We start from the raw sequence: 25,404 nt of genomic DNA, 5'->3' as shown, positions 1-25,404 counted from the left end.
ACGCCCTGGGAGCTTGTTGAAGAAGACGACCGCTGGTATGCCCGCGGCAGTGCGGATAACAAAGGTCAGCACTGCGTTAACCTGGCCGCGCTGGAACAGGTGTTTCAGGCGCGCGGCGGCAGGCTGGGTTTCAACTGCAAGCTGCTGTTCGAGATGGGCGAAGAGATCAGCTCGCCAGGTTTGGCACAGCTGTGCCAGCAGCACGGCGATCTGCTCAAAGCCGACCTGTTTGTCGCCTCAGACGGTCCACGCCTGAACGCGGTGCAGCCGACCCTGTTCCTGGGCTCGCGCGGTGCCGTCAATTTCCGCCTTACCATCACGGCTCGCGACAACGCCTATCACTCCGGCAACTGGGGTGGCCTGTTGAGTAACCCCGGCACGCAACTGGCCAATGCCATTGCCTCGCTGGTGAATGCTCAGGGCGTGCTTCAGGTGGCGGCGCTGAAACCCAGCTCACTCACTCAGCAGGTACGCGATATTCTCCGTCAGATTCACGTCGGCGGCATGCCTGGCGATCCCGAGATTGACAGGGACTGGGGCGAACCGACACTTACCCCCACAGAACGCCTGTATGGCTGGAACACGCTGGAGGTGCTGTCTTTTCTCACCGGCAATCCTGCCCGCCCCATGAACGCCATTCCGGGCGAGGCGACCGCGGTATGTCAGCTGCGGTTTGTGGTCGGCACCGACTGGGAAAATCTGGCGCAGCACGTCAGGAAACACCTTTCACAGCACGGCTTTGACAACGTGAACGTCGAGTTTATGCGCGGATCGCCTGCCACGCGGCTGGATCCCACCGATCCGTTAGTCGACTGGGTGCTGGCCAGCATGGCCGAAACCAGCGGCAAAACGCCGGCACTGCTGCCGAACCTGGGCGGTTCACTGCCTAATGAGGTGTTCTCCGACATTCTCGGCCTGCCCACGTTGTGGGTGCCGCACTCTTATCCCGCCTGCGGTCAGCACGGCGTGAACGAGCATATGCTGAAGTCAATTGCGCGCGAAGGCCTGCAGATCATGACCCGACTGCTGTGGGATTTGGGCGAACAAGGCCGCGAACTGGTCGCGAAGCATCGTCACCATGCCGGAGGTGCCGCATGAGCACACTTAATACCACCGCATCTCTGCACGCGAATAAACCCAGCCTGCACAAAACCCTGTTTGCCACCTGCATCGGTAATGCGCTGGAGTGGTTTGATATTGCGGTTTACGGCTTCTTTGCCAGCTATATCGCCCATGCGTTTTTCCCGACCCGCGATCCGTCCGTGTCGATATTGCTTACGTTCGGCAGTTTCGGTGTGTCTTTCCTGATCCGGCCGCTGGGCGCGATTGTGCTGGGCAACTATGCTGACCGCCATGGTCGCAAAAAGGCGCTACTGCTCTCCATCAATCTGATGATGCTGGGCGGTGCCGTGATTACGTTTATGCCGGGTTACGACAGTATTGGGTTGATGGCCCCTGTACTTATCCTGCTGGCGCGGCTGGTTCAGGGTTTTTCTGCCGGCGGCGAATTTGGCAGCTCGACGGCGTTCCTGGTGGAGCATTTTCCCGAGCGCAAAGCCTTTATCGCCAGCTGGCAGTTTGCCACTCAGGGGGCCAGTACGCTGATGGCATCCGCGTTTGGTCTGGGATTAACGAAAATCCTGACGGAAAGCGAGATTCAGGACTGGGGCTGGCGCATTCCCTTTGCCTTTGGTCTGCTGATTGGCCCACTGGGAATTTATATCCGCCGCCATGTGCATGAACCTGCCAGCTTTGCCACACATCAACCTGATGTTGCCCCACTTAAACGCCTGTTTGGCCGCCAGAAAGAGCTGATGTTGCTGGCGATTGGCCTGATGGTCATCTCCACGGCGGTTAACTACATGCTCAACTATGTACCGACCTATGCCACGCGCAATCTGCACCTGCCCGGCTCTGTGGCCTTTACCGCGACGTTAATGGCGGGTGTGATCCTGACCGTGGTGACGCCGGTTATGGGTCTGTGGGCAGAACGCATCGGCCGGGTTCCGTTGATGTGGGGCTCGCTGATTTTACTGATCGTCACCATCTATCCCGCCTTTAAGCTGGTCGTCAGTCACACCACGCCCATCACGCTTGTCGCGCTGGTCTGCTGGATGGCGTTGCTGAAATCGATCTACTTCTCAACCGTGCCGTCGGTCATGGCCGATCTGTTTCCGATGGGCACCCGCGCCAGCGGCATGGCGATCAGCTATAACATCGCAGTGACCGTATTTGGCGGATTTGCACCGCTGATCTGTTCGCTGTTAATCACGGCCACCGGCACCAGCCTGGCACCCGGCTATTACCTGATGGCCATGTCGGTGCTGAGCGGCCTGGCACTGCTGCGCAGCCAGAAGCGCGTGAAGTAGGAGAACAGGTGCACAGGGTTGTGCACCTGACGGATTTTACAAGGTGGCAGAAGTTTGGCTGTTAACGCTTCATTTGCTTCAATAACCCCAGCATCAGTCGGGCTGAGAAAGCTGACTGATTTTTCCTTTCTTTATACCTTGCTAAGAACCCCACCGATTGCTTTCAACAATATTCATCCCCACCCACTTTAGAATGTAACAGTCTTCATAACACCCGGTAATGGCTCAATGTGTGGTCTGCCATCCCGAAAACGGAACGGTAGAAAAGACGCATTAATACTGTAAACAAGATTAACTTACTCACATGAGGCATCATCTTTATGCCGTCTGGCAAGCTGACGATAATGAAAAATAATGACCCAGTCACGATAAAGAAGCTCTGTGAACCATCATATTCTGCTGCGTTCCAGCAGCAAGACTTACGGAGAACCCACTAACAATTAACCCGCACCGTTTTTATTCCAGTGATGGAACGGCAGAACAATAAGGATGCGTTCACCAATACGAGCAAAGGTTATTACAGCGTTATTAAGAACAGCCCATATCGGAAGTATTTTTTAGCAGCATTAAAACTATCAGACCATGACTTTTCGCCTGGCCAGTGAGCCATCTTTCCTCCGCCTGAATATGCTGTTTGTCAGCGACCCGTTCGCCTTTTTCCTGTTGCGCGATTTGGCAGGGATCTGTGAATCATTTCAGATCGGCTTTAACTGTAAAATCTATCCCGTATTCTGTTTAACTCATCCCGGCTCTGTTAACCATTTTGATCTCGCTCAATGTTCTTACGCTTAATGTTGCCTACCCAGGCAGAAACCCGTTTTTTATTACGTGCAATCATGCAAACCTGCCATTATTCGGCCCTCCCTTGCTGAAGATGCAGTAGAAACACTGCGTAATTTACATTAAATACGGACAGACACACCATGCAGATCAAGTAGGTTTTACGTTAAAAATGAGGTGAATATGGATACGTTATATGACTATATTTTTGCGCCCGACATGGGTATTTACCCTGATACATCCGAAGATCTCTCTGAAAAACTCATTGCGCTATTAAATATCAGCACGCAACAGAAAAAAGGCATTTATTTCCCCGCAGGCGTCTACCTTTTCTCGCAGGATATCCAGCTCAAATCGTTTAACTCACTGAAAGGTGATGTTACCGGCACGGTATTTCGCGGTATCAACAACAAACGCGCCGTCATGTTTGGTGACGGTCAATATGGCAATACCGTCGCTAACCTGACAATAGAGAATATTATCTTTGAGAATGCGACGCTGTATTTTTACGGAAGAAAAACCGGCATTAATGTTAACTATAATGTTTTTATTAATACGGTGAGCGATACTAACGTGGCCCAGTTAACCTGCTCAACAAAGGCTTACCTGATTAAGGGCAATGTTTTTATGCGTGGCCGGGGTTATCCCGGCGTGGCGATAAATACCTATGGCAATGCGCCCGGCCTGATAATCGAGCAAAATTTTCTGGGTTCAATAACGGACATTTCTGTTGCGGAAGCGTGGATTGATGCAACCACAAAAGCGATGCTGCTGACGCTTATCGCATTACGCACACGGGGGATAATGACATTTGATGATGAGCAGGGACACTTTGTTGCCGGTTGGTACTCGACCAGCAATTTGAAAAAAGGGGTTTTCCGTAAAAATTTCTTTTCAGGTAGCACGACTCCCCGCTTGTATAATCCAGCCAGCGGTGAAAATGATATTGTCCGGGATCATGCTGTTTATATTAAAGCCTACGACCAGGTTGAAGTTGTTGAGAACTATTTTTCAGGCTGGCCTGCTGATGCGTCCGGTCAGTTGAAATTCCGTAATGCCCGAGGCCTCGTATTTGCCGGTAACTATCTAAAAAGTATCTCATTTGATGCACGTCCCTACGACGATTTAGCCGTTCAATGGCGCATCATGCAGGATACCTTTATATTCAATAATTATTTGAACGATGGAATGATTAGCTACTGGAGTAATATTTATGATACGCCAGAGAAACACATCACCGTTTCAAAGTATCTGGTGTTCTCTAATCTGTTTATTAATCGCAGCGAAGATTCTCAACTCATTGGCTCGCCTGGCCCTGGCGTCACCCTGTTCCCTGACGCTTTTCTTTGCGCGGAAAACCGCTTTGCCGACAGTGGAAAACGGGTGGTGGTAGCAGGCGTCATCGCAGAAATACCCCTGCCAGCGATCATCGACCTGTTACCTGACTATGCGTTGCCCTATCTAAATCTTCAGCCGATCATGCCAGCCGTGTAGCCTCTCGCTTCGCCCCGGTACCGGCCGGGGTTTATTATTAGCCTGGGCCAGGCTGGACAGCCTGATTTACGCAATTTGAATGGGGCAGCAGGCCGTAGCAGTAAACTGGATGTCAGTCCTTGCGTCTGGCAGGCGTCAGCGACGTGATCCCGTTAAGCTGATGATAACAGGCTTCCGGTAAAAAGAGGTCTTTCTGCTCTGCTACCGGACTGCATACTTTTCGGAGAAGCGCATGACATAGGGAAGATCGAGGTGCTATCACCGCTCAGTCAGCCTTTTTATGGGCAGATGCCGTAACAGGCTGGCAAACGACATACGCCTTGTCCCTCGCCACGAAGAGGCTGTTTTGCACGTTTAGCCGTCCCGATAACTACGGCCTTGCCCCCAAACGCAAAAACCCCCGCCGAAGCGAGGGTTTCAAATTTGTGGTGCCCGAACCCGGAATCGAACCAGGGACACGGGGATTTTCAATCCCCTGCTCTACCGACTGAGCTATTCGGGCAACGGGGCGCATTAAACCCTATGCAGGCCCCAGCGTCAAACGCTTTTCACAAAAATGAAATCAACTGCCGCCTTTTCCATCAACCGCAGCAACATTGACCGCCGGTCCCGGTGGCGCATAACTCGGGTGCCGGATTTTCACGCTGTCTAACGCTGCCTGGCTGGCGGTTTTTCGCTGCTATTTTGCTTTATCCACGATTTATCGGCGCTCTTTTTACTAACTGTTTTTTTGCCATAAATCCGTCATCTGCGCTCATTACTCTTAAGATTATTCCTGGACAATCAAGAGCCGCATCATGCAGTTACCCGCCTCTGTGAATACTGTGGTTTCCGCCTCAAGTCGTTACGACGCGCGGGTGTTATGCATTGAGGTCCCTTTTGTCAGTCCGGAGACGGATAACCGTGCGGTGATGGCGCTGTTTGCCGAGCATAAAGATCTCATCGGTTTGCCCGTGGTAGAAAACGGCAAACCGTTTGGCATGATTAACCGCCACATCTTTTTGTCGCAGATGGCGCGGCCCTTCTTTCCCGAACTCTATGACCGTAAAAGCTGCATTGCCTTTATGGATAAGTTCCCGCTGGTGATCGACGTGGAAAACACGCTGGAAAGCGTGGCGCAGCAGGTGGTGGCCAATGGCGATAAGTCCGTCGCTGATGGCTTTATCCTGACGGAGAACGGGCACTATATTGGCATTGGTTTAGGGATCGATCTGATCCGCCGCGTCTCCGACTTACAGGCGCGCCAGCATCAGCAGATTTTACAAAGCATCGATTACGCGCGGGTGATTCAGGATGCAATGCTGGACCGATCCAACCAGCTAATCGCGACCCTGCTCGACGACTGGTGTCTGTACTGGCAGCCCAGGGACGGCGTGGGTGGCGATTATTACGCCTTTCACCGTCATAATAACGGCTGGCTGGCGGTCATTGCCGACTGTACGGGCCACGGCATTCCTGGTGCCTTTATGACGGTAATTTTGCAGTCTGCGCTGGAAAATGCGCTACGCGAGGCCGATCTGCAGGCGCCTGCCCGCATTCTGCATGCGCTTAACCACCATATTAAACAAACCCTGGGACAGTTAAATGCGTCTCAGCAAACGTCACTCTCTAACGATGGCTGCGATGCCATCGTGCTGTCTGTCGATACCGAACTGCATCAGCTGCGTTGGGCCAGCGCCCGAACCCAGGCATTTATGCTCAGCAACATCAGTAACGAAATCATCGCGCTCAGCCAGGATCGCGTCGGCGTGGGGTATACCGATACGCCGGAGGATTATGACTGGCCGGAACAGAGCCTGGCATTTAATCGCGGCGATATGCTGTTTGTGCTGACGGATGGCGTCACCGATCAGCCGGGTGGCGAGCGCAATATTATGTTTGGCAATAAGCGCATTCAGTCATTGCTGATGCGCTATCAGCATTTGCCTATGGCGGAGTTATCGCTGGCGTTTCAGCAAGACTATTTAAGCTGGCAAGGTAACCAGGCGCGACGCGACGACGTCACCTGGTTTGGCTTTCGCTATTGATTGCACCGGGAAGAAAATGAAAAACGAATCACTCCGTGGTCTGCCGTTCAACACCGAATCGCAATCTGGTCTTATCGCGCTCCAGTACACCGGTTTTTTTTCGCCGCAAAACATCACGGCAATGGGTGAAGTGGTCAAACTGTTTCTGGAGAACCACGAGCAGTCACAGAAAGTGCGACGACGGCTGTTCTCCAGCTTTGTCGAGATCGCGCAAAACATCCTGCGCTACTCGCAGGACAGCCGGGCGCTGAGCCACAACGATCAGCTCTATCGTTTTGGATCGCTGAGCCTGCGCTATGATGGTGGGCGCTACTATCTGGAAAGTGCCAATCTGGTAGGCAGCGATGCCAGCGTTCAACTGCGTGGCGATCTGGACTCGTTACGGGTCATGAACGCAGACGAAATTAAACAAGCCTACCGCAGTCGGTTACGCGCAGAGAGTCCTGTCTGGAGCAAAGGCGCCAATATCGGCTTACTTACCCTTGCCCGCGACGTCAGTGAACCGCTGGAATACTGCTTCCAGCCACTGGAAGCCAGCGAGCTCTCTGCCTTTTGGCTAAAGGCGACAATCTGCCATGACTAAAGAATCCTCTATGCAAACCATTCATCTCACCGCCACCGAATGCACGCCCGCCGTGGAATTTGATTTTGCGGCCCAGCGATTTTCCCTGCGGGGCGAATCCTGGCCGGAAAATGCGGCCGCCTTTTATCGCCCGCTGCAAAGTGCACTGGAATCCTGGCAACCGCAGGCCAGCCAGCTGACTGAAGTCAATATCGACCTGAGCTATTTCAACAGCTCCAGCACCAAAATGCTGTTTGGGCTGTTCGATCAGTTCAACAGGCTGGCGCAGAACGGCTGTGAGATTGTGCTGAACTGGTTCTATGACGCTGAAGATGACGTGTCAGAAGAGTTTGGCGAGGAGCTGTCACTGGATTTCACCGCCCTGACCGTCACATTACATGCGGAACAGCGCCAATGACGCACCTTAATGAGCTGTTTCTGGAAGAAACCCAGGCGCTGAACCATGCCAGCCATGTGGCGGCGCAGAGCTGTCTGCACGCCGAAGAGTACCGCCAGGCGCTGTCCGATCTTAATAACCACTATCAGCGGCTGATGCGCGAAACTTACCGGCTGATCTCGCGCAGCGATCGAGCCGAGCGTGAGTTAAACCGGGTGAATGAGCAGCTTATTGAGCTGACGAGAGAGCTGGAGTACAAAGCCACTCACGATCCGCTGACGAATGTCTGGAACCGCAGCGCCATTATTCAGCGCATCAGCGACACACTGACGCGAACCCCCGCCGCTCTGATCATTCTTGATATCGATTTTTTTAAACGGATTAACGACGAATATGGCCATCCCACCGGGGACAAAGTGATCTGCGAGCTGGTGCAACGTATCCAGCGCAACACACCGGACATTGCCAGCATCGGGCGCATTGGGGGGGAAGAGTTCACGATTATGCTGCCGGATACGTTCCTTGGGGAAGCGGTGATTGTCGCCGGGGCGATTCTCGCCTCACTGAACGCGTCTCCCCTGGATGCGTTGCCCGAGCGGCTGGTCACCGCCAGCCTGGGCGTGAGTTGGGGCGCGGCGGGCTCCCACTTCGAAGCGCTTTATACGCATGCCGACGCCGCACTCTATGATGCTAAAAAGCACGGACGTAACCGGGTATTTTTCCGCTAGCGGGCCGGACGCTGGGCAACCTCAACGGGCGGTGGCGTGGTGGGCGGCAGGAAAATATGATCGAGAAGCTGCCGCATTACCGGCGCGGCCAGCACGCCTTCGCTGCCCCCATTTTCCAGGATCAACGCCACAGCCACCTTAGGATCGTTAAAGGGGGCGAAGGCGGTATAAAACGTATGATCGCGCAGCCGCACCGGGATCATTTTGGCATTGTAGGTCTGATTTTGTTTCAGGCTGAATACCTGCGACGTTCCACTCTTGGCCGCAATGCCATAAGGCGCGGTGTGGAAATACTTGTAGCCTGTGCCGTTCGGCGCGTTAGCCATGCCAAACATGGCGTGACGCACCAGCGACCAGTAAGGGGAATGCGGATCGCCAATCTGCGCCTGCGGCAGTTTCGGCTGGTAAAGCTGCACGTGGTTGCCAAGCTGCGATTTCTCCAGCAGGTGCGGGGCAATGACTCTGCCATTGTTAATCAGCGCCACCAGCGCCTTCACCATCTGGATCGGCGTGGCAATCCAGTAGCCCTGACCAATGCCGACTGACACCGTATCGCCCTGATACCAGGGTTTCTTATGCACTTTCATCTTCCAGTCACGGCTGGGCAGCAGTCCGTTGTACTCTTCATTCAGATCGATGCCGGTGGACTGACCGTAGCCAAATTTACTGAGCATGGTGTGAATACGATCGATGCCCATCATAAACGCCACCTGATAGAAGAAGGTATCCGCCGACTCTTCGATCGCTTTAGTGACATCCAGCGTACCGTGACCGCTTTTTTTCCAGTCGCGATAGCGGCGGTCAGTACCGGGTAATGTCCAGGTGGGCCCGCCAAAAAAGGTGGTCTGTGGCGTAATGACGTGCGTGAGCAGCGCCGACATCGCCATATAGGGTTTTACCGTTGAGGCCGGCGGATACAGGCCCTGCGTGACACGGTTGATCAGCGGTAAATTTTTATCCTGCAGCAGCTTTTTGTACGCCTGATAGCTGATGCCCTTTACGAACGGATTGGGATCGTAGCTGGGGCTGGAAACCATCGCCAGCACTGAGCCGTCATGGGGATCTTCGACCAGCAACGCGGCCCGCTGCCCGACCAGCAGTCTTTCCGCGTACTGTTGCAGATGCAGATCCAGCGTCAGCGTAATGTTCTTTCCCGCCACCGGCGGCACTTCTTTCAGCACCCGGACAATGCGCCCGTGGTTATCCACTTCCACTTCCTGATAGCCGGGTTTGCCGTGCAGCAGGGATTCGTAATAGCCCTCAATCCCCTGCTTACCGATGTTATGGTCGGCAGCATAGTTTTCAGCGATGCCCTCTGCGTTCAGCCGCTTGTAGTCGTTATCGTTGATTTTGGAAACATAGCCGATCACATGCGCGAGATCGGCCCCATAGGGATATTCCCGGTCCTGATAGGTATCAATGCTGACGCCGGTAAAACGGAACTGGTTAACCGAAAAACGCGCCACCTCTTCGTCTGTGAGTTCCTCTTTGAGAATGACGGGCTTATAGCGGCTGGTCTGATGCAGATCGTGCTGAAAGCGCTCGATATCTTCCGGGGTCAGATCAACCAGTGGCGTCAGTTCTTGCAACAGCGCCTTCATGTCCTCCACTTTGTACGGGGTAACCGTGATGTCATACCAGGTCACGTTGCGCACCAGCGGGATCCCGTTGCGGTCAAAGATCAGTCCGCGCGTGGGCGCAATGGGGATCATTTTGATGTCGTTCTCGTTCGAGCGCGTCTGATAATAGCTGTGGTCGCGGACCTGCAGGCGATACAGGTTAAAACCCAGGATGCTAAAGCACAGGCAAACCAGTACAAACGCCATAGCGGCACGGCGGACAAACAACTTCTCTTCAGCGTCGAAATCACGGAAATTCATCAGGCAGGTATTTTCTGTATGGCGTGTTGTTATTAATTGTTCGGCTTCATGATAGTGACATCAGCCCGTCGTGCCAGCGCGAAGATGCACAAGCCTGATGAAAAGTGTGTCATTTAGTGAGAATGTTGCGAAATGGAAAACGGGAGAGGATCATCCGGCCGCAGATGCGCAGCCGGATAAAGGGGCCGATCAGCCACCGTGGGGATTAATCACCCAGCAGCACCGACTCCAGCGCGATTTTAATCATGTCATTAAAGGTGGTCTGGCGTTCTGCGGCCGTGGTCTGCTCGTGAGTACGGATATGGTCAGACACGGTACAGATGGTCAGCGCTTTCGCGCCAAATTCAGCGGCTACGCCGTAGATGCCTGCGGCTTCCATTTCCACACCCAGAATGCCGTACTTCTCCATCACGTCGAACATCTGCGGATCGGGCGTATAGAACAGATCGGCCGAGAAGATGTTACCGACGCGCGCCTCGACGCCCAGGTTTTTGGCCGCATCCACCGCGTTGCGCACCATGTCGAAGTCCGCGATAGCGGCAAAGTCATGGTCTTTGAAGCGCATACGGTTCACTTTGGAATCGGTGGATGCCCCCATGCCGATCACGATGTCACGCAGTTTCACATCGGGACGCACCGCACCGCAGGAGCCCACGCGGATGATTTTCTTCACACCGAACTCGGTGATCAGCTCTTTCGCATAGATAGAGCAGGACGGAATGCCCATGCCGTGGCCCATAACAGAGATTTTGCGGCCTTTATAGGTGCCGGTGTAACCCAGCATGCCGCGCACGTTGTTGACCTCAACGGCATCGTCCAGAAAGGTTTCTGCGATGTGTTTCGCACGCAGCGGATCGCCCGGCATCAGTACGACGTCAGCGAAATCACCCATTTCTGCGTTAATGTGAGGAGTTGCCATGATTCTCTATCCTTTTTAAAAATTTCGCTGTTTTTACAGCATGTTCTTGCCGTAGTCCATGGGGGACAGGTCAAAATAGTGTGCAATCGTCTGGCCGATATCCGCGAAGGTATCGCGGTAACCCAGCGATCCCGGCTCGACCTTCGGGCCGTAAATTAAGATCGGAATATGCTCGCGCGTATGTTCCGTGCCTTGCCAGGTCGGATCGCAACCGTGGTCGGCGGTGAGGATCAAAATATCATCCTCTTTGACCAGCTCCATCAACTCTGGCAAGCGGCGATCGAACAGCTCCAGCCCGCCTGCATAGCCTGCCACATCGCGACGATGGCCCCAGGTAGAGTCGAAGTCTACGAAGTTGGTAAACACAATCGCCTGATCCGGCGCGGTTTTCATTTCCTGGATGGTGGCATCAAACAGCGCATCCAGTCCGGTGGCTTTGACTTTTTTGGTGATGCCCTGCTCCGCATAGATGTCGGCAATTTTACCTACCGAAATCACATGACCGCCCTTCTCATCCACCAGCTTCTTCAGCATGGTAGGCGATGGCGGCTCCACGGCCAGATCGTGACGGTTACCGGTGCGCTCAAAGCTGCCGGCTTTGTCACCCACGAACGGGCGGGCAATCACGCGGCCAATGTTATAACCGCCTTCCGTCAGCTCCTCGCGCGCAATTTCACACAGTGCATACAGGCGATCTAAGCCGAAGGTTTCTTCATGGCAGGCAATCTGAAACACGGAATCCGCCGAGGTGTAAAAAATCGGCTTGCCCGAAGCCATGTGTTCTTCACCCAACTGGTCGAGAATGACCGTACCGGATGAGTGACAGTTACCGAGATAACCCGGCAACTCGGCCCGCTCAACCAGTTTATCCAGCAGTTCCTGCGGAAAACTGTTCTCTTTATCGCTGAAGTAGCCCCAGTCGAACAGAACAGGCACACCGGCGATTTCCCAGTGGCCTGACGGCGTATCTTTACCGGATGAGCGTTCGCTGGCGTAAGCGTAAGCGCCTTTTATCTCAGCGTCAGGATCCAGTCCCGGCGGGAAACGCCCGGTAGAAAGCTCGGCCGCTTTGCCCAGACCTAACGCGGTCATATTCGGTAAGTGCAGCGGTCCTTTACGGCCCTGATCCGCTTTACCGTTAAAACAGGCTTCTGCGATATGACCTAACGTATCGGAACCTGCATCGCCGAATTTGTCGGCATCTTTGCTGGCGCCGATTCCAAAGGAATCCAGCACCATAATAAAAGCACGTTTCATGCCAGTCTCCTGCGCTAACGCGCGCGACAAGTCAAAAAAAAGCGATCAGATCAGTATACCCGAATCGTCTCCGGTATACAGTCTGTTATCCGCGTTATCCCGCTTCAGTCACACGGCGATAAACCACCGGTGTGGTCGCCGGGGCGCTGTCCCCCAGAGTGATGGCCGCTTTGACAGCGGCGGCGGCCTGCTGCCAGTGCGCTTCGCTGCTGGCATGAATAACCGCCAGCGGGCGTGAAGCGTCCACCCGCTCGCCCAGCGTGATCATGTCGCTTAAGCCCACGCTGTAATCAATGGCGTCGCTGGCGCGCTGACGTCCACCGCCCATCGCAACCACCGCCATGCCTAACGCGCGGGTATCCATCTGCGTGACGTAACCTGCGCCATCGGCATAAATCGCTTTGCTCATCACAGGGGGTGTGAGGTAGCTGTCGTAGCGCTCAACGAAATCGGTTGGGCCACGTTGTGCTGCCACCATGCGGGCAAATACCTCTGCGGCTTTGCCGTTATCCAGCACGGCGAGAAGTTGTTCACGGGCGTCGGTTTCGTTAGCCGCCAGTTTGCCGGAAATCAGCATTTCGCTGCACAGGGCCAGCGTCACGTCCAGCAGGCGCGGATTGCGCTGCTCACCCGTCAGGAAGCGCACGGCTTCGCGCACTTCCAGGGCATTGCCCGCCGAAGAAGCCAGGACCTGATTCATATCTGTTAGCAGCGCCGTGGTACGGCAGCCCGCGCCATTCGCCACGCCCACAATGGCCTGCGCCAGACTCTCAGAGGCTTCCCAGGTCGGCATAAAGGCGCCGGATCCGACTTTGACATCCATCACCAGCGCATCCAGGCCTTCGGCCAGTTTTTTCGCCAGGATCGAAGCGGTAATCAGCGGAATGGAATCCACGGTGGCGGTGATATCGCGGGTCGCGTAAAAACGTTTATCCGCCGGTGCCAGCGAGTTAGTTTGCCCGATGATGGCCACACCAACCTGCTTGATGGTCTGGCGGAAATGGTCATCGCTGGGGAAAATGTCAAAACCGGGAATCGCCTCCAGCTTATCCAGCGTACCGCCGGTATGGCCCAGTCCGCGTCCGGAGATCATCGGGATATAGCCGCCACAGGCCGCCACCATGGGTCCGAGCATCAGCGAGGTCACATCGCCCACGCCGCCCGTGGAGTGCTTGTCGACCACCGGCCCGTTCAGATTCAGTGAAGCCCAGTTCAGGACGGTGCCGGAATCCCGCATCGCCATGGTCAGCGCAACGCGCTCCGGCAGTGACATATCGTGGAAATAGATGGTCATTGCCAGTGCGGCAATTTGCCCTTCGGACACGCTGTTATCGCGCACCCCGTTGATGAAGAAACGAATTTCGTCTTCAGTCAGCGCCTGGCCGTCACGTTTTTTTCGAATGATTTCTTGTGCGAGGTACAATGTCGCCCCCTTACGTCAGGGAAAGAGGAGAAGAGGCGGCCGTGAGCCGCCCGGATGAATCAGTAACCCGACTTGCTGGTGTCGCTGCTGTGCCCAAGCGTGTTGAGCAGATTTGCCAGCAGGCTGGAGGCACCAAAACGGAAATGGCGGGCATCGGCCCAGTCGGCACCCAGCGTGTCATCCGCCAGCTGCAGATAGACAGCGGCATCTTCAGCGGTGCGAACGCCGCCTGCCGGTTTGAAGCCAACCTGCGCTTTCACACCTTTGTCGCGAATGACGCTCATCATGATCTGCGCCACTTCCGGCGTGGCGTTGACCGGCACTTTACCGGTTGAGGTTTTGATGAAGTCAGCCCCGGCATCAATCGCAATTTCAGAGGCCTGACGAATCAGCGCTTCCTGCTTCAGTTCGCCGGTTTCGATAATAACCTTCAGTAAAACGCCGGCTTCCGCACAGGCGGTTTTGCAGGCCTTGACCAGATCAAAGCCGACCTGCGCATTGCCTGCCATCAGCGCGCGATAAGGGAAAACCACATCCACTTCATCAGCGCCGTAAGCGATGGCGGCACGGGTTTCGGCCAGCGCAATCTCAATATCGTCATTGCCATGAGGGAAGTTGGTTACGGTGGCAATGCGCACGTCAGGCGTGCCCTGCTCACGCAGCGTTTTACGCGCCACGGGAATGAAACGCGGATAAATACAGATGGCAGCGGTGTTACCCACCGGAGATTTCGCCTGATGACAGAGCGCGATCACTTTCTCGTCGGTGTCATCCTCGTTCAGCGTGGTTAAATCCATCAGTTTCAGGGCGCGCAGGGCCTGCTGTTTAATATCGGTCATGGTGATCTCCAGAACATCGGGTAAACGTTCGCCACCCTTGAATGTGATAATATTAACAATGATAACGGCCATTTTGTGTGCACCAAATCACATGAAAGTATGAAACGGCTGCAAAAACTCAGCGAAAATTTAGATTATCTGCAAAGTATGGCCCAAGGCAGCCAGTATAATTCAGCCACAGGGATGTTACTATTATAACATTTCACCAGGACACGATGTGACGGCGGGGATTATGCAAGCGAAAACAGCGCATGACTGTTGTGCCATAACGCGTCGGCGATTTCGGCGGGCGGCTCGTCACGCAGTTCACACAACACCTGCCAGACTAAAACGGCGCGCTCGGGCCGGTTTGGCTGGCCCTGGTAGCCGTTCAGCGGCATATCAGGCGCATCGGTTTCCAGCAGCAGCGACGAGAGCGGTAAACGGGCAATCGTCTGCCGGGTTTTACTGGCGCGGGGATACGTAATCGTGCCGCCTACGCCAATCGCATAGCCGAGCTTAATAAACGCCTGCGCCTGCTGCAGGCTACCGGCAAAACCGTGTACGACGCCGCGCCGTGGCACAGCCTGCCGACGCAGATGCAGTGCCAGCTGATCGTGCGTGCGGCGCGAATGCAGGATCACCGGCAGATCGTAACGTTTCGCCAGCTTCAGTTGCGCATCCAGGAAACAGGTTTGCTTATCAAACTGCGGATCGTCCCGATACAGATCCAGGCCGATCTCACCGAGGGCCACCAGCTTTGGGGGCCGCTGTTGTAACAGGCTTTCAAGCTGAGCGAGGTGCTGCTCCTCGTGCTGCTCCGTCACAATCGGATGCAGGCCGAGTGCGGCATATAACGCGCGGTGCTGCCGGGCTAACTGACAAACAAGGTCAAAGCGCCCTGCCTCGACCGATGGCACAATAATTTTTTCTACGCCCGCGTCCGCAGCCTGGCGCAGACTGACGTCGGCCGCGTCCACAAACGGCGGAAAATCAAAGTGACAGTGGGTATCAACAAACCTCATGTCAGCGTACCCTCGCCATAAGTGCCATCGTTGCCGGTCAGCGGGATGACCGGAGCGATATCCCCCGGCTCATTTGCCACCGGCGCAGAAGGGACCACAATATCCAGCCCTGTGTGGGGCTCGGCATCGCTCAGCCATTGCCCCAGCGTGGCAATAAAGTAGCGACCACAGCGGCGCCCCAGATGGTAATCCTGATTCAATGCGGCAATACGACTGCCCAGTGCGTTACTGGCTAACACGCGCGGCGGGAAGATTTCGATGATACGTAAATCACCCGGCGGCTTTTCAATAAACTGCTGGGTTTCGCGATAGGTCTGCTCGTGATGGTGCAGAATCTTGATCATTGGCTGCAGCGCCCCGCCGCTGAACCAGCGTTCCATACGGGTCACCCAACGGGGCACATCGAACATCTGCGACGGCACGGTACGGATGACCACAATGGTATCGGCCCCGCGTTTTGCCGCTTCGCGTACGGGAATCGCATCGCTGACGCCGCCATCCAGATAGCTTATGCCCTCCAGATCCACGCCCAGACGGTAAAAGCCCGGAATAGCGCTGGAAGCCTTAATAATATCCAGCCAGTTACTGGCTGTGGGGGCAAAGTAACTGGGGGCATAGTCATCACTGCGACAGGCGCACATGTAAAATTGCCGCCCCGAAGCAAACAAGGTTTCTGCGCTGGTCATGGCCAGTGGAAATTCGCTGCGGGTGATATCAATTAACCAGTCGAGATCGATAAGATTACCGCCGCGCAGGAAACGCACGGGGTCAAAGAACAGCTTACTGGTGGTATAGCGGGTAATCACCCGACGTGCATAGCCCGGCTGGCCGCAGACATAAGCGGAAAGGTTCTGCGCACCAGCAGAAGAGCCTAACAGCAACTGAAAGGGATTGAATTTTGCCCGCTGGAACTCATCCAGAACGCCTGCTGTGAAAATGCCGCGCTGGCCGCCGCCCTCGCACACTAAGGCAATTTTGTTGGCTTTAAACGGTGTGAGTGCAAGGGGTTCAATGGCCCCGAGCGTCACGGGAATACGTATACCCAATGTACCGACCTCAGAGTGGGATCCCGAAATACGAATGAAGAGAATGCAGGGAGTTAATTGTGGGTCGATACTAGCACGGAGAACCAGTCAGAGTGTCCATTAATTGTGCTATTAGCGTTGCGCTTTTTAACACTTCGTTGCGAATATGAAGCATCCTTTGCTTCACACTACCTTTCGCGACAAATAACTGGTCTCCGTTTAACGCTGACTATGCCAGCGTTAACCTGTCTGGGTCATCGCTATAGCTTTTTACGGCCAGTAAACAAGCTGATGAGGAACAGAATAATACCCACCACGAACACGACTTTCGCTGCCCATGCTGCGGTACCGGCCAGGCCACCAAAACCTAATGCAGCGGCGATCAGTGCAATCACCAGAAAAATAATGCCCCAACGAAACATAAGCCTCTCCTTAACCATTTTTAATATTGAACTGCTTGTTTCATCCCAGGATGGGTATTCTTATTTGTGCGGCCCGGACAGAGGCCGCACGGATTCATGTTAAGACTTGACCTTCAGGTCGTTTTTAACACTTTTTACGCCTTCGATAGCTTTCGCGATGCTCTCGGCACGATCGGACTGCGCCTGGTTCGCCACTTCACCTGAGAGCTGTACCACACCGTCGGTGGTTTCAACTTTCACGTTACGTGAAGGAACCTTGTCATCTGCTAATAGCTTAGCTTTAATTTCGCTGGTTGTGGCAGCGTCACCGGCATAACCTTTCATGGACTGCTTTTTCACGTCTTTTACGTGCAGCTTGTCACTAACGGATTTCACGCCTTCCACTTTCTTCACCACGGCCACGGCTTTTTCCGCCTGGTCTTGTGAAGTCACGAAACCGCTCAGCGTCACAACGCCGTTGTGGGTTTTGACCGAAATATCGGTGCTCTTAATCGAGTCGTCATCCACCAGCGCCGCTTTCGCTTTCGCGGTCACCGCGCTGTCGTCCATAAAGCCACCGACTTTCTTCATTGAGCTGTCGATTTTCGCGCCCGCGCTGTCAGCAGTTTGTGACGCTTTCTGAGACGCGGACTCTTCTGCAAAGACGTTTCCGCTTAACAGTGCGGTACCTACCATTGCAGCCATTAATGTTTTAGTAAGCTTAGTTGTGTGCATCGATATCATCCTTCTATCTGTTAATTCGCCCCAGACTGTGGGCGCAAGAGCAGCAAACAACGCTACTGCGGCACAGGACGCATGGAGAAATAAGTCTCTTTAACCGTCCGATGAAATAAGGATAGTCGGGATTTGGCACTTTGCTCGGGTAACTGGTTGATCGTGCGTCAAAAGCGAGGAAAAAGCGTGTTTTAGGAGGGTTCTGTATCGTGGGAAACCGGGCCATTCCCAGGGAGAATGGCCCGGAAAACGCGATTAGTGCTCGCGGGTTTTGCGGAAAATGACGTCAGGATAGCGCTCCTGAGTGATGTTCAGGTTCACCATTGTTGGGGCGATATAGGTCAGATTATCGCCGCCATCCAGCGCGAGGTTGACCTCGTTTTTACGCTGGAAATCTTCAAATTTTTTGGCGTCTTTGCATTCAACCCAGCGCGCCGTCGACACGTTAATCGCCTCATAGATGGCTTCGACGTTGTATTCGCTCTTCAGGCGCGCCACCACCACGTCAAACTGCAGCACACCGACCGCACCGACAATCAGGTCGTTGTTATGCACCGGGCGGAACACCTGCACTGCACCCTCTTCCGACAGCTGGACTAATCCTTTCAGCAGCTGTTTCTGCTTAAGCGGATCGCGCAGGCGGATACGGCGGAACAGTTCGGGGGCGAAGTTCGGAATCCCGGTAAACTTCATGTTTTCACCCTGCGTAAAGGTGTCGCCGATCTGAATGGTGCCGTGGTTATGCAGGCCGATAATGTCGCCCGGATAGGCTTCTTCCACATGCGAACGGTCGCCCGCCATAAAGGTCAACGCATCCGAAATCACTACATCTTTGCCGGTACGGACCTGACGCAGCTTCATGCCTTTTTCATAACGCCCCGACACGACGCGCATAAAGGCCACGCGGTCACGGTGTTTCGGGTCCATGTTGGCCTGAATTTTAAACACGAAGCCCGTGAATTTCTCTTCTTTGGCTTCAACGGTGCGGGTATCGGTCTGGCGCGGCATAGGGCGCGGCGCCCACGCCACCAGGCCATCCAGCATATGATCTACGCCGAAGTTACCCAGTGCGGTTCCGAAGAACACCGGCGACAGCTGACCGCTGAGAAACGCGTCCAGTTCAAACTCGTGTGATGCGCCCTGCACCAGCTCCAGCTCGTCACGCAGCTGCGAGGCCAGCTCTTCCCCGACGGCCGCATCGAGGTCAGGGTTGTTCAGGCCCTTAACGATGCGGACTTCCTGAATCGTGTGACCTTTACCGGTCTGATACAGGTAGGTTTCGTCCTTGTAGAGATGGTAAACGCCTTTAAACAGCTTGCCGCAGCCAATCGGCCAGGTGATGGGCGCGCAGGCAATTTTTAGCTCACTTTCCACTTCATCCAGCAACTCCATCGGATCGCGGATATCACGGTCAAGTTTGTTCATAAAGGTCAGGATCGGCGTATCGCGCAGACGGGTTACTTCCATCAGCTTACGGGTACGATCCTCGACGCCTTTCGCCGCATCGATCACCATCAGGCAGCAGTCGACCGCCGTCAGCGTACGATAGGTATCCTCGGAGAAGTCTTCGTGCCCCGGTGTATCCAGCAGGTTTACCAGGCTGTCACGATAGGGAAACTGCATAACGGAGGTAGTAATCGAAATACCACGCTGCTTTTCCATCTCCATCCAGTCGGATTTTGCGTGCTGGTTAGAGCCACGGCCTTTTACCGTACCGGCGGTCTGGATAGCCTGTCCGAACAGCAGAACTTTTTCGGTGATGGTGGTTTTACCGGCATCCGGGTGCGAGATAATCGCGAAGGTGCGGCGGCGTGCCACCTCTTCTAAAAAGGGATTAGACATGAGTGAATTCTTCTCAACGTAGCCACGCACTCTCAGGCGCGGCAGATAAATCACGGTGGCCGGCAGAATTTTACCGGCGAGTAAACGGTGCCAGATGCGACTTTCTGTCGTCGCGGGATGAGCGCAAAGTTACATTGGCGTGATTCCGGTTACCTGGTCAACTTTAAGGCGGCATAGCATACAATATTTTGCGCTATTGGCCTACAGCGGACGGAAGAGAAAGTCGCGCCACCGGCAAACAGCGGTTCACTGTGCAGCAGATGGCTACTGGTGAAGTCAACGCGGGGGAAATGACGCCGGGTTTTCTCCCGTCTTTACGGTATTCATCCCGCCGCCTCGCCAGCGGGTTAATCCACCAACTCAATGCCCAGACTTTCCAGCAGGCAAACCGCCTCCAGCCGCGAAAAGCGGGCTTTTTCGACTGTGTTGTTAAAGATGTTGATGGCGTAATGCCAGGATTCCGTCAGATCGGCCCCGCGCAGCACGGTGTGATGAAACAGGCTGCCCGTCATGTCACACTCGGTCAGCGCGGCACCCGTTAAATCGCACTCTCTGAAATCCACCTCGATCAGTTTGCATCCTTCCATTTTCACGCCGTGCAGCCGCAGACCAAAAAACGATCCGCTGGTCAGGATACACGTTGAAAAGTGCAATTCATGGTCCAGGTAAAAATCAGGCCACCAGGCTTTCGTCCAGTCCATGCCGGTCAGCTTGCAGTCGTTAAAGTGAACGCCAAAGAAGCGGGTGCCAGACGGATCGACCAGACTGAGGTTACAGTGCGTAAAGACGCAGTTAATGAATTTACAGGCCAAAAAGCGCGCCGAGATAAAGTTAACGTGCGTAAATTCACAGTCTTCAAAATGCGCCTGCGTGAGCACCCGTTCGCTGAGATCGCAGGTGGTAAAACACGCATCATAGTATTCAGTGTTGCTTTCCAAAGATTGCATTTTTACGCCATCCTCTTTCGTGCGAAGACACAGACCCCGCTCCGCATAGTAAACCCCGGCCAGGCACACCAGTGTAATGCTGTTCATGCTTCCTGACGCGATTATGGCCTTACCTTATCACCATGACGGGAAAAAGCGGTTGCCGGACAGTAGCAGAACGCCGCAGAACGCAGTCCACTGACGGATCCGGGCCGACTGGATAAACCGCCTTCACGCCCGCGCGTCCGGCACAACCTGGCTCAGACACAGGCAGAAAAGCAGACCACAATGATAATCGCTCGCATTCAAGAGTTGAAATAATTCTTTTTAAATCAATCAGATAAAATGGTATTTTTTTAACAAAACGCTTCACATTTCTTATAAGCCTGATGCATAATTCATCACTTATCACCTGTCTATTTACAATGAAATAAGGACGCGGCCATGCTGACTGCTGAAATGACTGGGCGTTTAAACGACCAGCTGAACCTGGAATTTTTCTCCGCGAATCTCTATTTACAGATGAGTGCGTGGTGCAGCGATAAAGGCTATGAGGGCGCAGCGTCCTTCCTGAAAATGCACTCACGTGAAGAAATGGAACACATGCAGCGCCTGTTTAACTACCTGAGCGATACCGGTGCGATGCCGGTGCTGGGTACCATCGCAGCCCCGCCTGTTGCCTACAATTCACTGAACGAAGTGCTGATTCAGGCGCTGGATCATGAAAAGCTGATCACCAGTAAGATTAACGAGCTGGCCCATGCGGCAATGACCACCCAGGACTATTCGACCTTCAACTTCCTGCAATGGTACGTTGCGGAACAGCATGAAGAAGAGAAGCTGTTTAAAACCGTACTGGACAAACTGGCGATGGTCGGCGAAGGCGGCAATGGCCTGTTCCTGGTAGATAAAGACCTGGGACGCATGAGCACTGAAACGCACTCAGCCTGAATACAAACCGGCCCACGCAGGTGGGCCGGTGGTTATTGTGACAAACCCTACCGGTCTGACACGTTACGGCTTATGCCAGCCGATAGCATGATGTCATTTCACCATTGATCCACAACGTACGTTTCTCACCCGGCGGTAAGATAACCGTCATTTCCCGCCATGCTGGCAGATAATCCCCGCGCTTCTCGACCGTCAGATCCAGCCGCGACGCGCTACTGGTTAACGTCCAGCTCAGCCAGAGTGCATTGCCCTGGCGCCAGCCGTGCGACTCGCCGTCATCGTCAAACAGCTCACCGTGGGTCGTGGCGTTGCCCGGCGCAGGCCATACCTGCAGTTCACGCACGTTGTCACGTTGCGCATCGGTGGTGGTTTCACACTGGCCAAGCGGAAGCGCGGCACCTGCGCGCACCAGCAGCGGCAGGCGATCCAGCGGTGCATCCAGCGTAACTGTTTGTCCGCCCGCCAGCCAGTTGCCGTTATGCCAGTCATACCAGCCGTGTGGATTCTCGGGCAGATATACGGATCGGGTACGCGCGCCCTGCTCCACAACGCTGGAGACCAGCAGGTCGCGTCCCAGCATAAAGTCATCGCACTCATCATAGGTCCGTGCATCGTTCTCATGGTCCAGGAAAGTCGGACGCAGCATCGGTTCATCGTGCGCGCTGGCCTGCCATGCCAGCGTATACAGATACGGCATCAGCCGGTAACGCAGGCGAATCGCCTCGCGAATCATTGGCGTGGCTTCCGGATACATCCACGGCTCATTCACGGTGTGATCGTCATTCCATGAGTGAATGGTAAAACGCGGATGCATAACACCATTCTGAACCCAGCGCACAAACAGCTCCGGATCCGGTTTATCCCCGGCAAAGCCGCCGACATCGTGCCCCACGTTAAACAATCCTGACAGGCTCATCCCCAGTCCCATGCGGATGTTGTAGCGCAGGGTCTGCCAGTTGGTCCGGTTATCCCCGCTCCAGGTCTGCACATAGCGTTGCATACCGGCACAACCCGAACGGGAAATCAGGTACGGGCGTTTTTCCGGGGCAAAACGCTGTTGGGCTTCCAGCGAGGCGCGCATCATCAGCAACGGCATGACCGGACGAATATGCTTAATGGCAATCGGCTGGCCGAAGCCATGACAGCGCGCTTCGCCGTCCCAGACTTCATATTCATTGTTGTCGTTCCAGGTCGCGTCGATGCCTTTTTTCAGCAACTGCTCCGTGACGTTTTCCTGCCACCACGCCACCGTTTTGGGATGGGTGAAATCCAGATGCGAACCTTCGTCGTCCCAGAACACGGAGCGTTCTGGCTTATCCTGCTCAGAATCACGGATAAACAGCCCCTGAGCCGCCACCTCGTCATAGCGCGGATGATCCTGTAACAGACAGGGTTTGATATTGGCTGCCAGCTTCATCCCGGCATCATGGAACGCGGCGGTCATCGCCTCGGGATTGGGCACTTTGTCGTAGTTCCAGTTAAAGACATAGCGCTTGTTATTAATCGAGGTATAACCGGATGACAGCTGAAACGAATCACAGGGGATCTCATGCTCACGGCACAGCTGGATGAAGGAGAGCAGCTGATGTTGCGCATCCGGCGCATCGGTGTAGTGCATGGTGGATCCGCTGTAGCCCAGGCTCCATTTCGGCTGAAAGAGCGTTCGGCCCGTCAGGCGCACAAACGCCTTGGTCACATCCAGCAGCGTCGGCCCCAGCATCATGTAGTAATCCAGATCGCCCGCCTCTGCACGATAGCGGCGATAAGGCAGATGGTAATTATCCAGCTCATTGCCCAGATCGAGCCAGCTACTGGAAAGATTATCGTAGAACAGGCCAAAACTGACGCCGTCGCGCTGGGTCAGCGTGAAGGGAATATGTTTATAGAGCGGATCGGTGCTGGCCGCGTTATAGCCCATCGCATCCAGATTACGCATCTCATAGCGGCGATTAACCCGGTTAAGATCCCCGCTCTTTTCGCCCAGGCCATACACCCGATCCTGCGGCTGACGGCGCTGGTAATGTTCAACGCCATCGCCATGCATGTTCAGCAGATAAGCCCCGGTATGACGATCGGCCGCCAGCGGCTGCCACTCGGTACCATCGAAATGCTCCCAGCTAAGGTACAACGGCGAATGGACCGTCACGCGCAGCCGGTCGGTGGCCAGGCGAACAAACTGCGCCCCCTGTTCAAAGGTGAACGCGGGCAACGAAAAGCCTTCCAGCGATTCCCGATCGCGCCCCTGCCAGGGCACGTCATCCTGAGGCGCAATGCTCCAGGTCCGGTTTAATGCCAGCTCCCCGTCGCGTTTCAATAACACGCGCATCAGCCCGCTTTCCAATACGTAAATACGTAAAATGTGACGCTGCTCGGTTTTCAGTTCGACGAAGTGCGCTGCCTGCTGATGGAGCGTCCATGTCTTAAGCGTTTTCATCAGATTACCCTCAATTTTTAGCAATATTCTGGCGGCGTTCGGCGATAAACATCACCAGGAAAACCGCGCCAATCAGGTCAAAGAAACCCATGGCAATAAACAGGGGATTGAAGCCAATCGTGTCGGCGGTGACGCCGATAATCAGCGAGAAGATAAAGCTGGCGATCCAGGCGCAGGATCCGCGCATGCCGTTGACCGTCGCCATCTGACGGCGATCAAAACGCTCCACCACCAGCGCACTCAACATGCAGGAGATCACCTGATGACCGAAGCCACCAATGGAGATCAGCGCGATGGCCAGGTAGGGATCTTTAACCAGCGTCATTAACGCCAGCGAGATCATCAGCACCGCACCGGTGATCGAACTGGCGACGATCGAGTTCACCCGGGTGCAGCCAAACCAGCGCACATAGATTTTGGTCAGATAACCACTGGCCACGCTGCCAATATCTGCCGCCAGGAAGGGCAGCCAGGCAAACATCACGATCTGTTTCAGATCCATGCCGCGTTCATTGGCGAGGTAGAGCGGCACCCAAAAGCTCAGCACGGCCCAGGCGGGTTCGGCTAAAAAGGCCGGAATGGCAATGCCATAGAATTTCTTTTCTTTGCCGATGACTTTCAGCGCGGTAAAGAACGGTAACTTTTCACCGATGACTTCCTTGTCCTGCGTAATAAAATCCCGCTCTTCATCCGACAAACGAGGATGGCGTTCCGGTGAGTGATAACCCCACCACCAGAGCGCGACCCAGATAAGGCCAAGGCCGCCGGTCAGCAGGAACGCGCCCTGCCAGCCAAAGGAGATATGGGCGACATAGATGATGGGCGGTGCCAGCATCGCGCCAATAGAGAACCCCACGCCCGCCCAGCCTGCCGCAACCGGACGTTCCTTTTTCGGAAACCATTCGCCGATGGCCTTGGCGTTGGCCGGCGTCGCCGCCGCTTCGGAGGCACCCATCACAAAGCGCAGCAGCGCCAGATGTAGCCAGCTTCCCGCCCCGGCGTGCAGCAGGCAGGTGATCGACCAGATGACGGCGCAAATCAGAAAGCCCATCTTCAGACCGATGACATCGATTAACCAACCGCACACGGGCTGAAACAACGTGTAGGCCAGCTGGAAGGCGGCAACGACCCAGGAATATTGCTCGGTGCTCATATTCAGGGTGTTTTTCAGTTCAGGGGCCAGAATGCCCAGGGAATTTCGGGTGATGTAGTTCACCGTCACGCCAAGCAGAAACATGCCCAGCATCCACCAGCGCAGATTTTTTATGATCCGCAGCGGGCGCGATGCGCTGCGGGCAGAGGTTGAGTCGAGACTCATGATGACGCTCCTGTAGCCAGTGATTATCACGTTGCCGTGAACAAACTTCTCTCTGCCCCGACCTTAAAAAAGCGCAAAACGTGGGTACAGCCA

The 25,404-nt window shown here is 54.7% G+C and carries 21 protein-coding genes and 1 tRNA gene; 8 read left to right on the top strand and 14 right to left on the bottom strand.

Going from position 1 to position 25,404, the window contains the following annotated elements; translation table 11 throughout:
• The 3 genes from RAC60_RS20150 to RAC60_RS20140 form a co-directional block, all read left to right on the top strand.
• Positions 1–1,098, top strand: a 1,098-nt coding sequence (locus RAC60_RS20150) for a M20 family metallopeptidase (protein WP_375094214.1), incomplete at its 5' end; no start/stop codon positions are given.
• Positions 1,095–2,369 (top strand): MFS transporter, encoded by a 1,275-nt coding sequence (locus RAC60_RS20145; protein ID WP_006118250.1) that lies wholly within the window; start codon positions 1,095–1,097, stop codon positions 2,367–2,369. The genes RAC60_RS20150 and RAC60_RS20145, both read left to right, overlap by 4 nt.
• A 963-nt stretch (positions 2,370–3,332) precedes the next feature.
• Positions 3,333–4,643 (top strand): glycosyl hydrolase family 28-related protein, encoded by a 1,311-nt coding sequence (locus RAC60_RS20140; RefSeq protein ID WP_058702243.1) that lies wholly within the window; start codon positions 3,333–3,335, stop codon positions 4,641–4,643.
• 426 nt (positions 4,644–5,069) lie between these two features.
• Here RAC60_RS20140 and RAC60_RS20135 read toward each other — a convergent pair.
• Positions 5,070–5,145: transfer RNA gene (locus RAC60_RS20135), tRNA-Phe, on the bottom strand.
• Positions 5,146–5,440: 295 nt separating this feature from the next.
• Here RAC60_RS20135 and RAC60_RS20130 point away from each other — a divergent pair.
• The 4 genes from RAC60_RS20130 to RAC60_RS20115 are packed head-to-tail and all read left to right on the top strand — an operon-like array spanning position 5,441 to position 8,357.
• Positions 5,441–6,670, top strand: coding sequence for a SpoIIE family protein phosphatase (locus RAC60_RS20130; protein ID WP_006118246.1), 1,230 nt, complete (start codon positions 5,441–5,443; stop codon positions 6,668–6,670).
• Between the two features lie 16 nt (positions 6,671–6,686).
• Complete coding sequence (locus tag RAC60_RS20125; RefSeq protein ID WP_006118245.1) at positions 6,687–7,253, top strand: SiaB family protein kinase; 567 nt, start codon at positions 6,687–6,689, stop codon at positions 7,251–7,253.
• A complete protein-coding gene (locus RAC60_RS20120; RefSeq protein ID WP_033739731.1) occupies positions 7,246–7,650 on the top strand; it encodes a DUF1987 domain-containing protein in 405 nt (134 codons plus the stop codon). The genes RAC60_RS20125 and RAC60_RS20120 overlap by 8 nt, the downstream gene beginning before the upstream one ends.
• Positions 7,647–8,357 (top strand): GGDEF domain-containing protein, encoded by a 711-nt coding sequence (locus RAC60_RS20115; protein ID WP_033739733.1) that lies wholly within the window; start codon positions 7,647–7,649, stop codon positions 8,355–8,357. Before RAC60_RS20120 ends, RAC60_RS20115 begins: the two co-directional genes overlap by 4 nt.
• On the opposite strand, the gene mrdA is transcribed toward RAC60_RS20115, so the two are convergent.
• From mrdA to RAC60_RS20060, 11 genes are all read right to left on the bottom strand, one after another.
• The gene (gene mrdA / locus RAC60_RS20110; protein WP_375094212.1) at positions 8,354–10,237 is read right to left on the bottom strand and encodes a penicillin-binding protein 2; all 1,884 of its coding nucleotides are present in this window, start codon (positions 10,235–10,237) and stop codon (positions 8,354–8,356) included. The genes RAC60_RS20115 and mrdA overlap by 4 nt on opposite strands.
• 205 nt (positions 10,238–10,442) lie before the next feature.
• A complete protein-coding gene (deoD, locus tag RAC60_RS20105) occupies positions 10,443–11,156 on the bottom strand; it encodes a purine-nucleoside phosphorylase (RefSeq protein WP_054633162.1) in 714 nt (237 codons plus the stop codon).
• A gap of 33 nt (positions 11,157–11,189) precedes the next feature.
• Complete coding sequence (deoB, locus tag RAC60_RS20100; RefSeq protein WP_033739739.1) at positions 11,190–12,413, bottom strand: phosphopentomutase; 1,224 nt, start codon at positions 12,411–12,413, stop codon at positions 11,190–11,192.
• 94 nt (positions 12,414–12,507) lie between these two features.
• On the bottom strand, positions 12,508–13,836 hold the full coding sequence (gene deoA / locus RAC60_RS20095; RefSeq protein ID WP_375094211.1) for a thymidine phosphorylase: 1,329 nt from the start codon (positions 13,834–13,836) through the stop codon (positions 12,508–12,510).
• A 59-nt stretch (positions 13,837–13,895) separates the two neighbouring features.
• Positions 13,896–14,675, bottom strand: coding sequence for a deoxyribose-phosphate aldolase (deoC, locus tag RAC60_RS20090; protein ID WP_033739743.1), 780 nt, complete (start codon positions 14,673–14,675; stop codon positions 13,896–13,898).
• A gap of 230 nt (positions 14,676–14,905) precedes the next feature.
• On the bottom strand, positions 14,906–15,679 hold the full coding sequence (locus RAC60_RS20085; protein ID WP_006118238.1) for a metal-dependent hydrolase: 774 nt from the start codon (positions 15,677–15,679) through the stop codon (positions 14,906–14,908).
• A complete protein-coding gene (locus RAC60_RS20080; protein ID WP_058702246.1) occupies positions 15,676–16,725 on the bottom strand; it encodes a patatin family protein in 1,050 nt (349 codons plus the stop codon). The genes RAC60_RS20085 and RAC60_RS20080 overlap by 4 nt, the downstream gene beginning before the upstream one ends.
• A gap of 239 nt (positions 16,726–16,964) precedes the next feature.
• The gene (locus RAC60_RS20075) at positions 16,965–17,126 is read right to left on the bottom strand and encodes a DUF1328 domain-containing protein (protein ID WP_003848537.1); all 162 of its coding nucleotides are present in this window, start codon (positions 17,124–17,126) and stop codon (positions 16,965–16,967) included.
• 99 nt (positions 17,127–17,225) lie between these two features.
• Positions 17,226–17,840: a molecular chaperone OsmY gene (gene osmY, locus RAC60_RS20070; protein ID WP_006117598.1), complete on the bottom strand. Its 615-nt coding sequence runs from the start codon at positions 17,838–17,840 to the stop codon at positions 17,226–17,228.
• Between the two features lie 255 nt (positions 17,841–18,095).
• Positions 18,096–19,682, bottom strand: a complete 1,587-nt coding sequence (gene prfC, locus RAC60_RS20065; protein ID WP_039342235.1) for a peptide chain release factor 3 — start codon at positions 19,680–19,682, stop codon at positions 18,096–18,098.
• 347 nt (positions 19,683–20,029) lie between these two features.
• On the bottom strand, positions 20,030–20,629 hold the full coding sequence (locus RAC60_RS20060; protein ID WP_375094217.1) for a pentapeptide repeat-containing protein: 600 nt from the start codon (positions 20,627–20,629) through the stop codon (positions 20,030–20,032).
• Between the two features lie 423 nt (positions 20,630–21,052).
• Between RAC60_RS20060 and ftnA the strand changes: the two genes are divergently transcribed.
• A complete protein-coding gene (gene ftnA / locus RAC60_RS20055) occupies positions 21,053–21,559 on the top strand; it encodes a non-heme ferritin (protein WP_006117595.1) in 507 nt (168 codons plus the stop codon).
• A gap of 70 nt (positions 21,560–21,629) precedes the next feature.
• On the opposite strand, the gene RAC60_RS20050 is transcribed toward ftnA, so the two are convergent.
• The gene (locus tag RAC60_RS20050; protein ID WP_375094210.1) at positions 21,630–23,993 is read right to left on the bottom strand and encodes a TIM-barrel domain-containing protein; all 2,364 of its coding nucleotides are present in this window, start codon (positions 23,991–23,993) and stop codon (positions 21,630–21,632) included.
• Between the two features lie 10 nt (positions 23,994–24,003).
• A complete protein-coding gene (locus tag RAC60_RS20045; protein WP_033739750.1) occupies positions 24,004–25,311 on the bottom strand; it encodes an MFS transporter in 1,308 nt (435 codons plus the stop codon).
• Between the last annotated feature and the right edge of the window lie 93 nt (positions 25,312–25,404).

It is taken from the genome of Pantoea sp. BR_17 (assembly GCF_041955125.1).
GTDB classification, from domain to species: Bacteria; Pseudomonadota; Gammaproteobacteria; order Enterobacterales; family Enterobacteriaceae; genus Pantoea; species Pantoea stewartii.
The sequence above is the reverse complement of the archived record's forward strand: the minus strand, read 5'-3'. Positions and strand labels throughout refer to the sequence as shown.

What these genes read in the sequence shown, in the direction of transcription:
- RAC60_RS20085 (WP_006118238.1), bottom strand. Translation starts at nt 15,679, where the DNA reads ATGAGGTTTGTTGATACCCACTGTCACTTTGATTTTCCGCCGTTTGTG.
- ftnA (WP_006117595.1), top strand. Translation starts at nt 21,053, where the DNA reads ATGCTGACTGCTGAAATGACTGGGCGTTTAAACGACCAGCTGAACCTG.
- prfC (WP_039342235.1), bottom strand. Translation starts at nt 19,682, where the DNA reads ATGTCTAATCCCTTTTTAGAAGAGGTGGCACGCCGCCGCACCTTCGCG.
- RAC60_RS20045 (WP_033739750.1), bottom strand. Translation starts at nt 25,311, where the DNA reads ATGAGTCTCGACTCAACCTCTGCCCGCAGCGCATCGCGCCCGCTGCGG.
- RAC60_RS20140 (WP_058702243.1), top strand. Translation starts at nt 3,333, where the DNA reads ATGGATACGTTATATGACTATATTTTTGCGCCCGACATGGGTATTTAC.
- RAC60_RS20060 (WP_375094217.1), bottom strand. Translation starts at nt 20,629, where the DNA reads ATGCAATCTTTGGAAAGCAACACTGAATACTATGATGCGTGTTTTACC.
- RAC60_RS20130 (WP_006118246.1), top strand. Translation starts at nt 5,441, where the DNA reads ATGCAGTTACCCGCCTCTGTGAATACTGTGGTTTCCGCCTCAAGTCGT.
- RAC60_RS20120 (WP_033739731.1), top strand. Translation starts at nt 7,246, where the DNA reads ATGACTAAAGAATCCTCTATGCAAACCATTCATCTCACCGCCACCGAA.
- osmY (WP_006117598.1), bottom strand. Translation starts at nt 17,840, where the DNA reads ATGCACACAACTAAGCTTACTAAAACATTAATGGCTGCAATGGTAGGT.
- deoC (WP_033739743.1), bottom strand. Translation starts at nt 14,675, where the DNA reads ATGACCGATATTAAACAGCAGGCCCTGCGCGCCCTGAAACTGATGGAT.
- RAC60_RS20145 (WP_006118250.1), top strand. Translation starts at nt 1,095, where the DNA reads ATGAGCACACTTAATACCACCGCATCTCTGCACGCGAATAAACCCAGC.
- mrdA (WP_375094212.1), bottom strand. Translation starts at nt 10,237, where the DNA reads ATGAATTTCCGTGATTTCGACGCTGAAGAGAAGTTGTTTGTCCGCCGT.
- deoB (WP_033739739.1), bottom strand. Translation starts at nt 12,413, where the DNA reads ATGAAACGTGCTTTTATTATGGTGCTGGATTCCTTTGGAATCGGCGCC.
- RAC60_RS20075 (WP_003848537.1), bottom strand. Translation starts at nt 17,126, where the DNA reads ATGTTTCGTTGGGGCATTATTTTTCTGGTGATTGCACTGATCGCCGCT.
- RAC60_RS20115 (WP_033739733.1), top strand. Translation starts at nt 7,647, where the DNA reads ATGACGCACCTTAATGAGCTGTTTCTGGAAGAAACCCAGGCGCTGAAC.
- deoD (WP_054633162.1), bottom strand. Translation starts at nt 11,156, where the DNA reads ATGGCAACTCCTCACATTAACGCAGAAATGGGTGATTTCGCTGACGTC.
- RAC60_RS20125 (WP_006118245.1), top strand. Translation starts at nt 6,687, where the DNA reads ATGAAAAACGAATCACTCCGTGGTCTGCCGTTCAACACCGAATCGCAA.
- RAC60_RS20050 (WP_375094210.1), bottom strand. Translation starts at nt 23,993, where the DNA reads ATGAAAACGCTTAAGACATGGACGCTCCATCAGCAGGCAGCGCACTTC.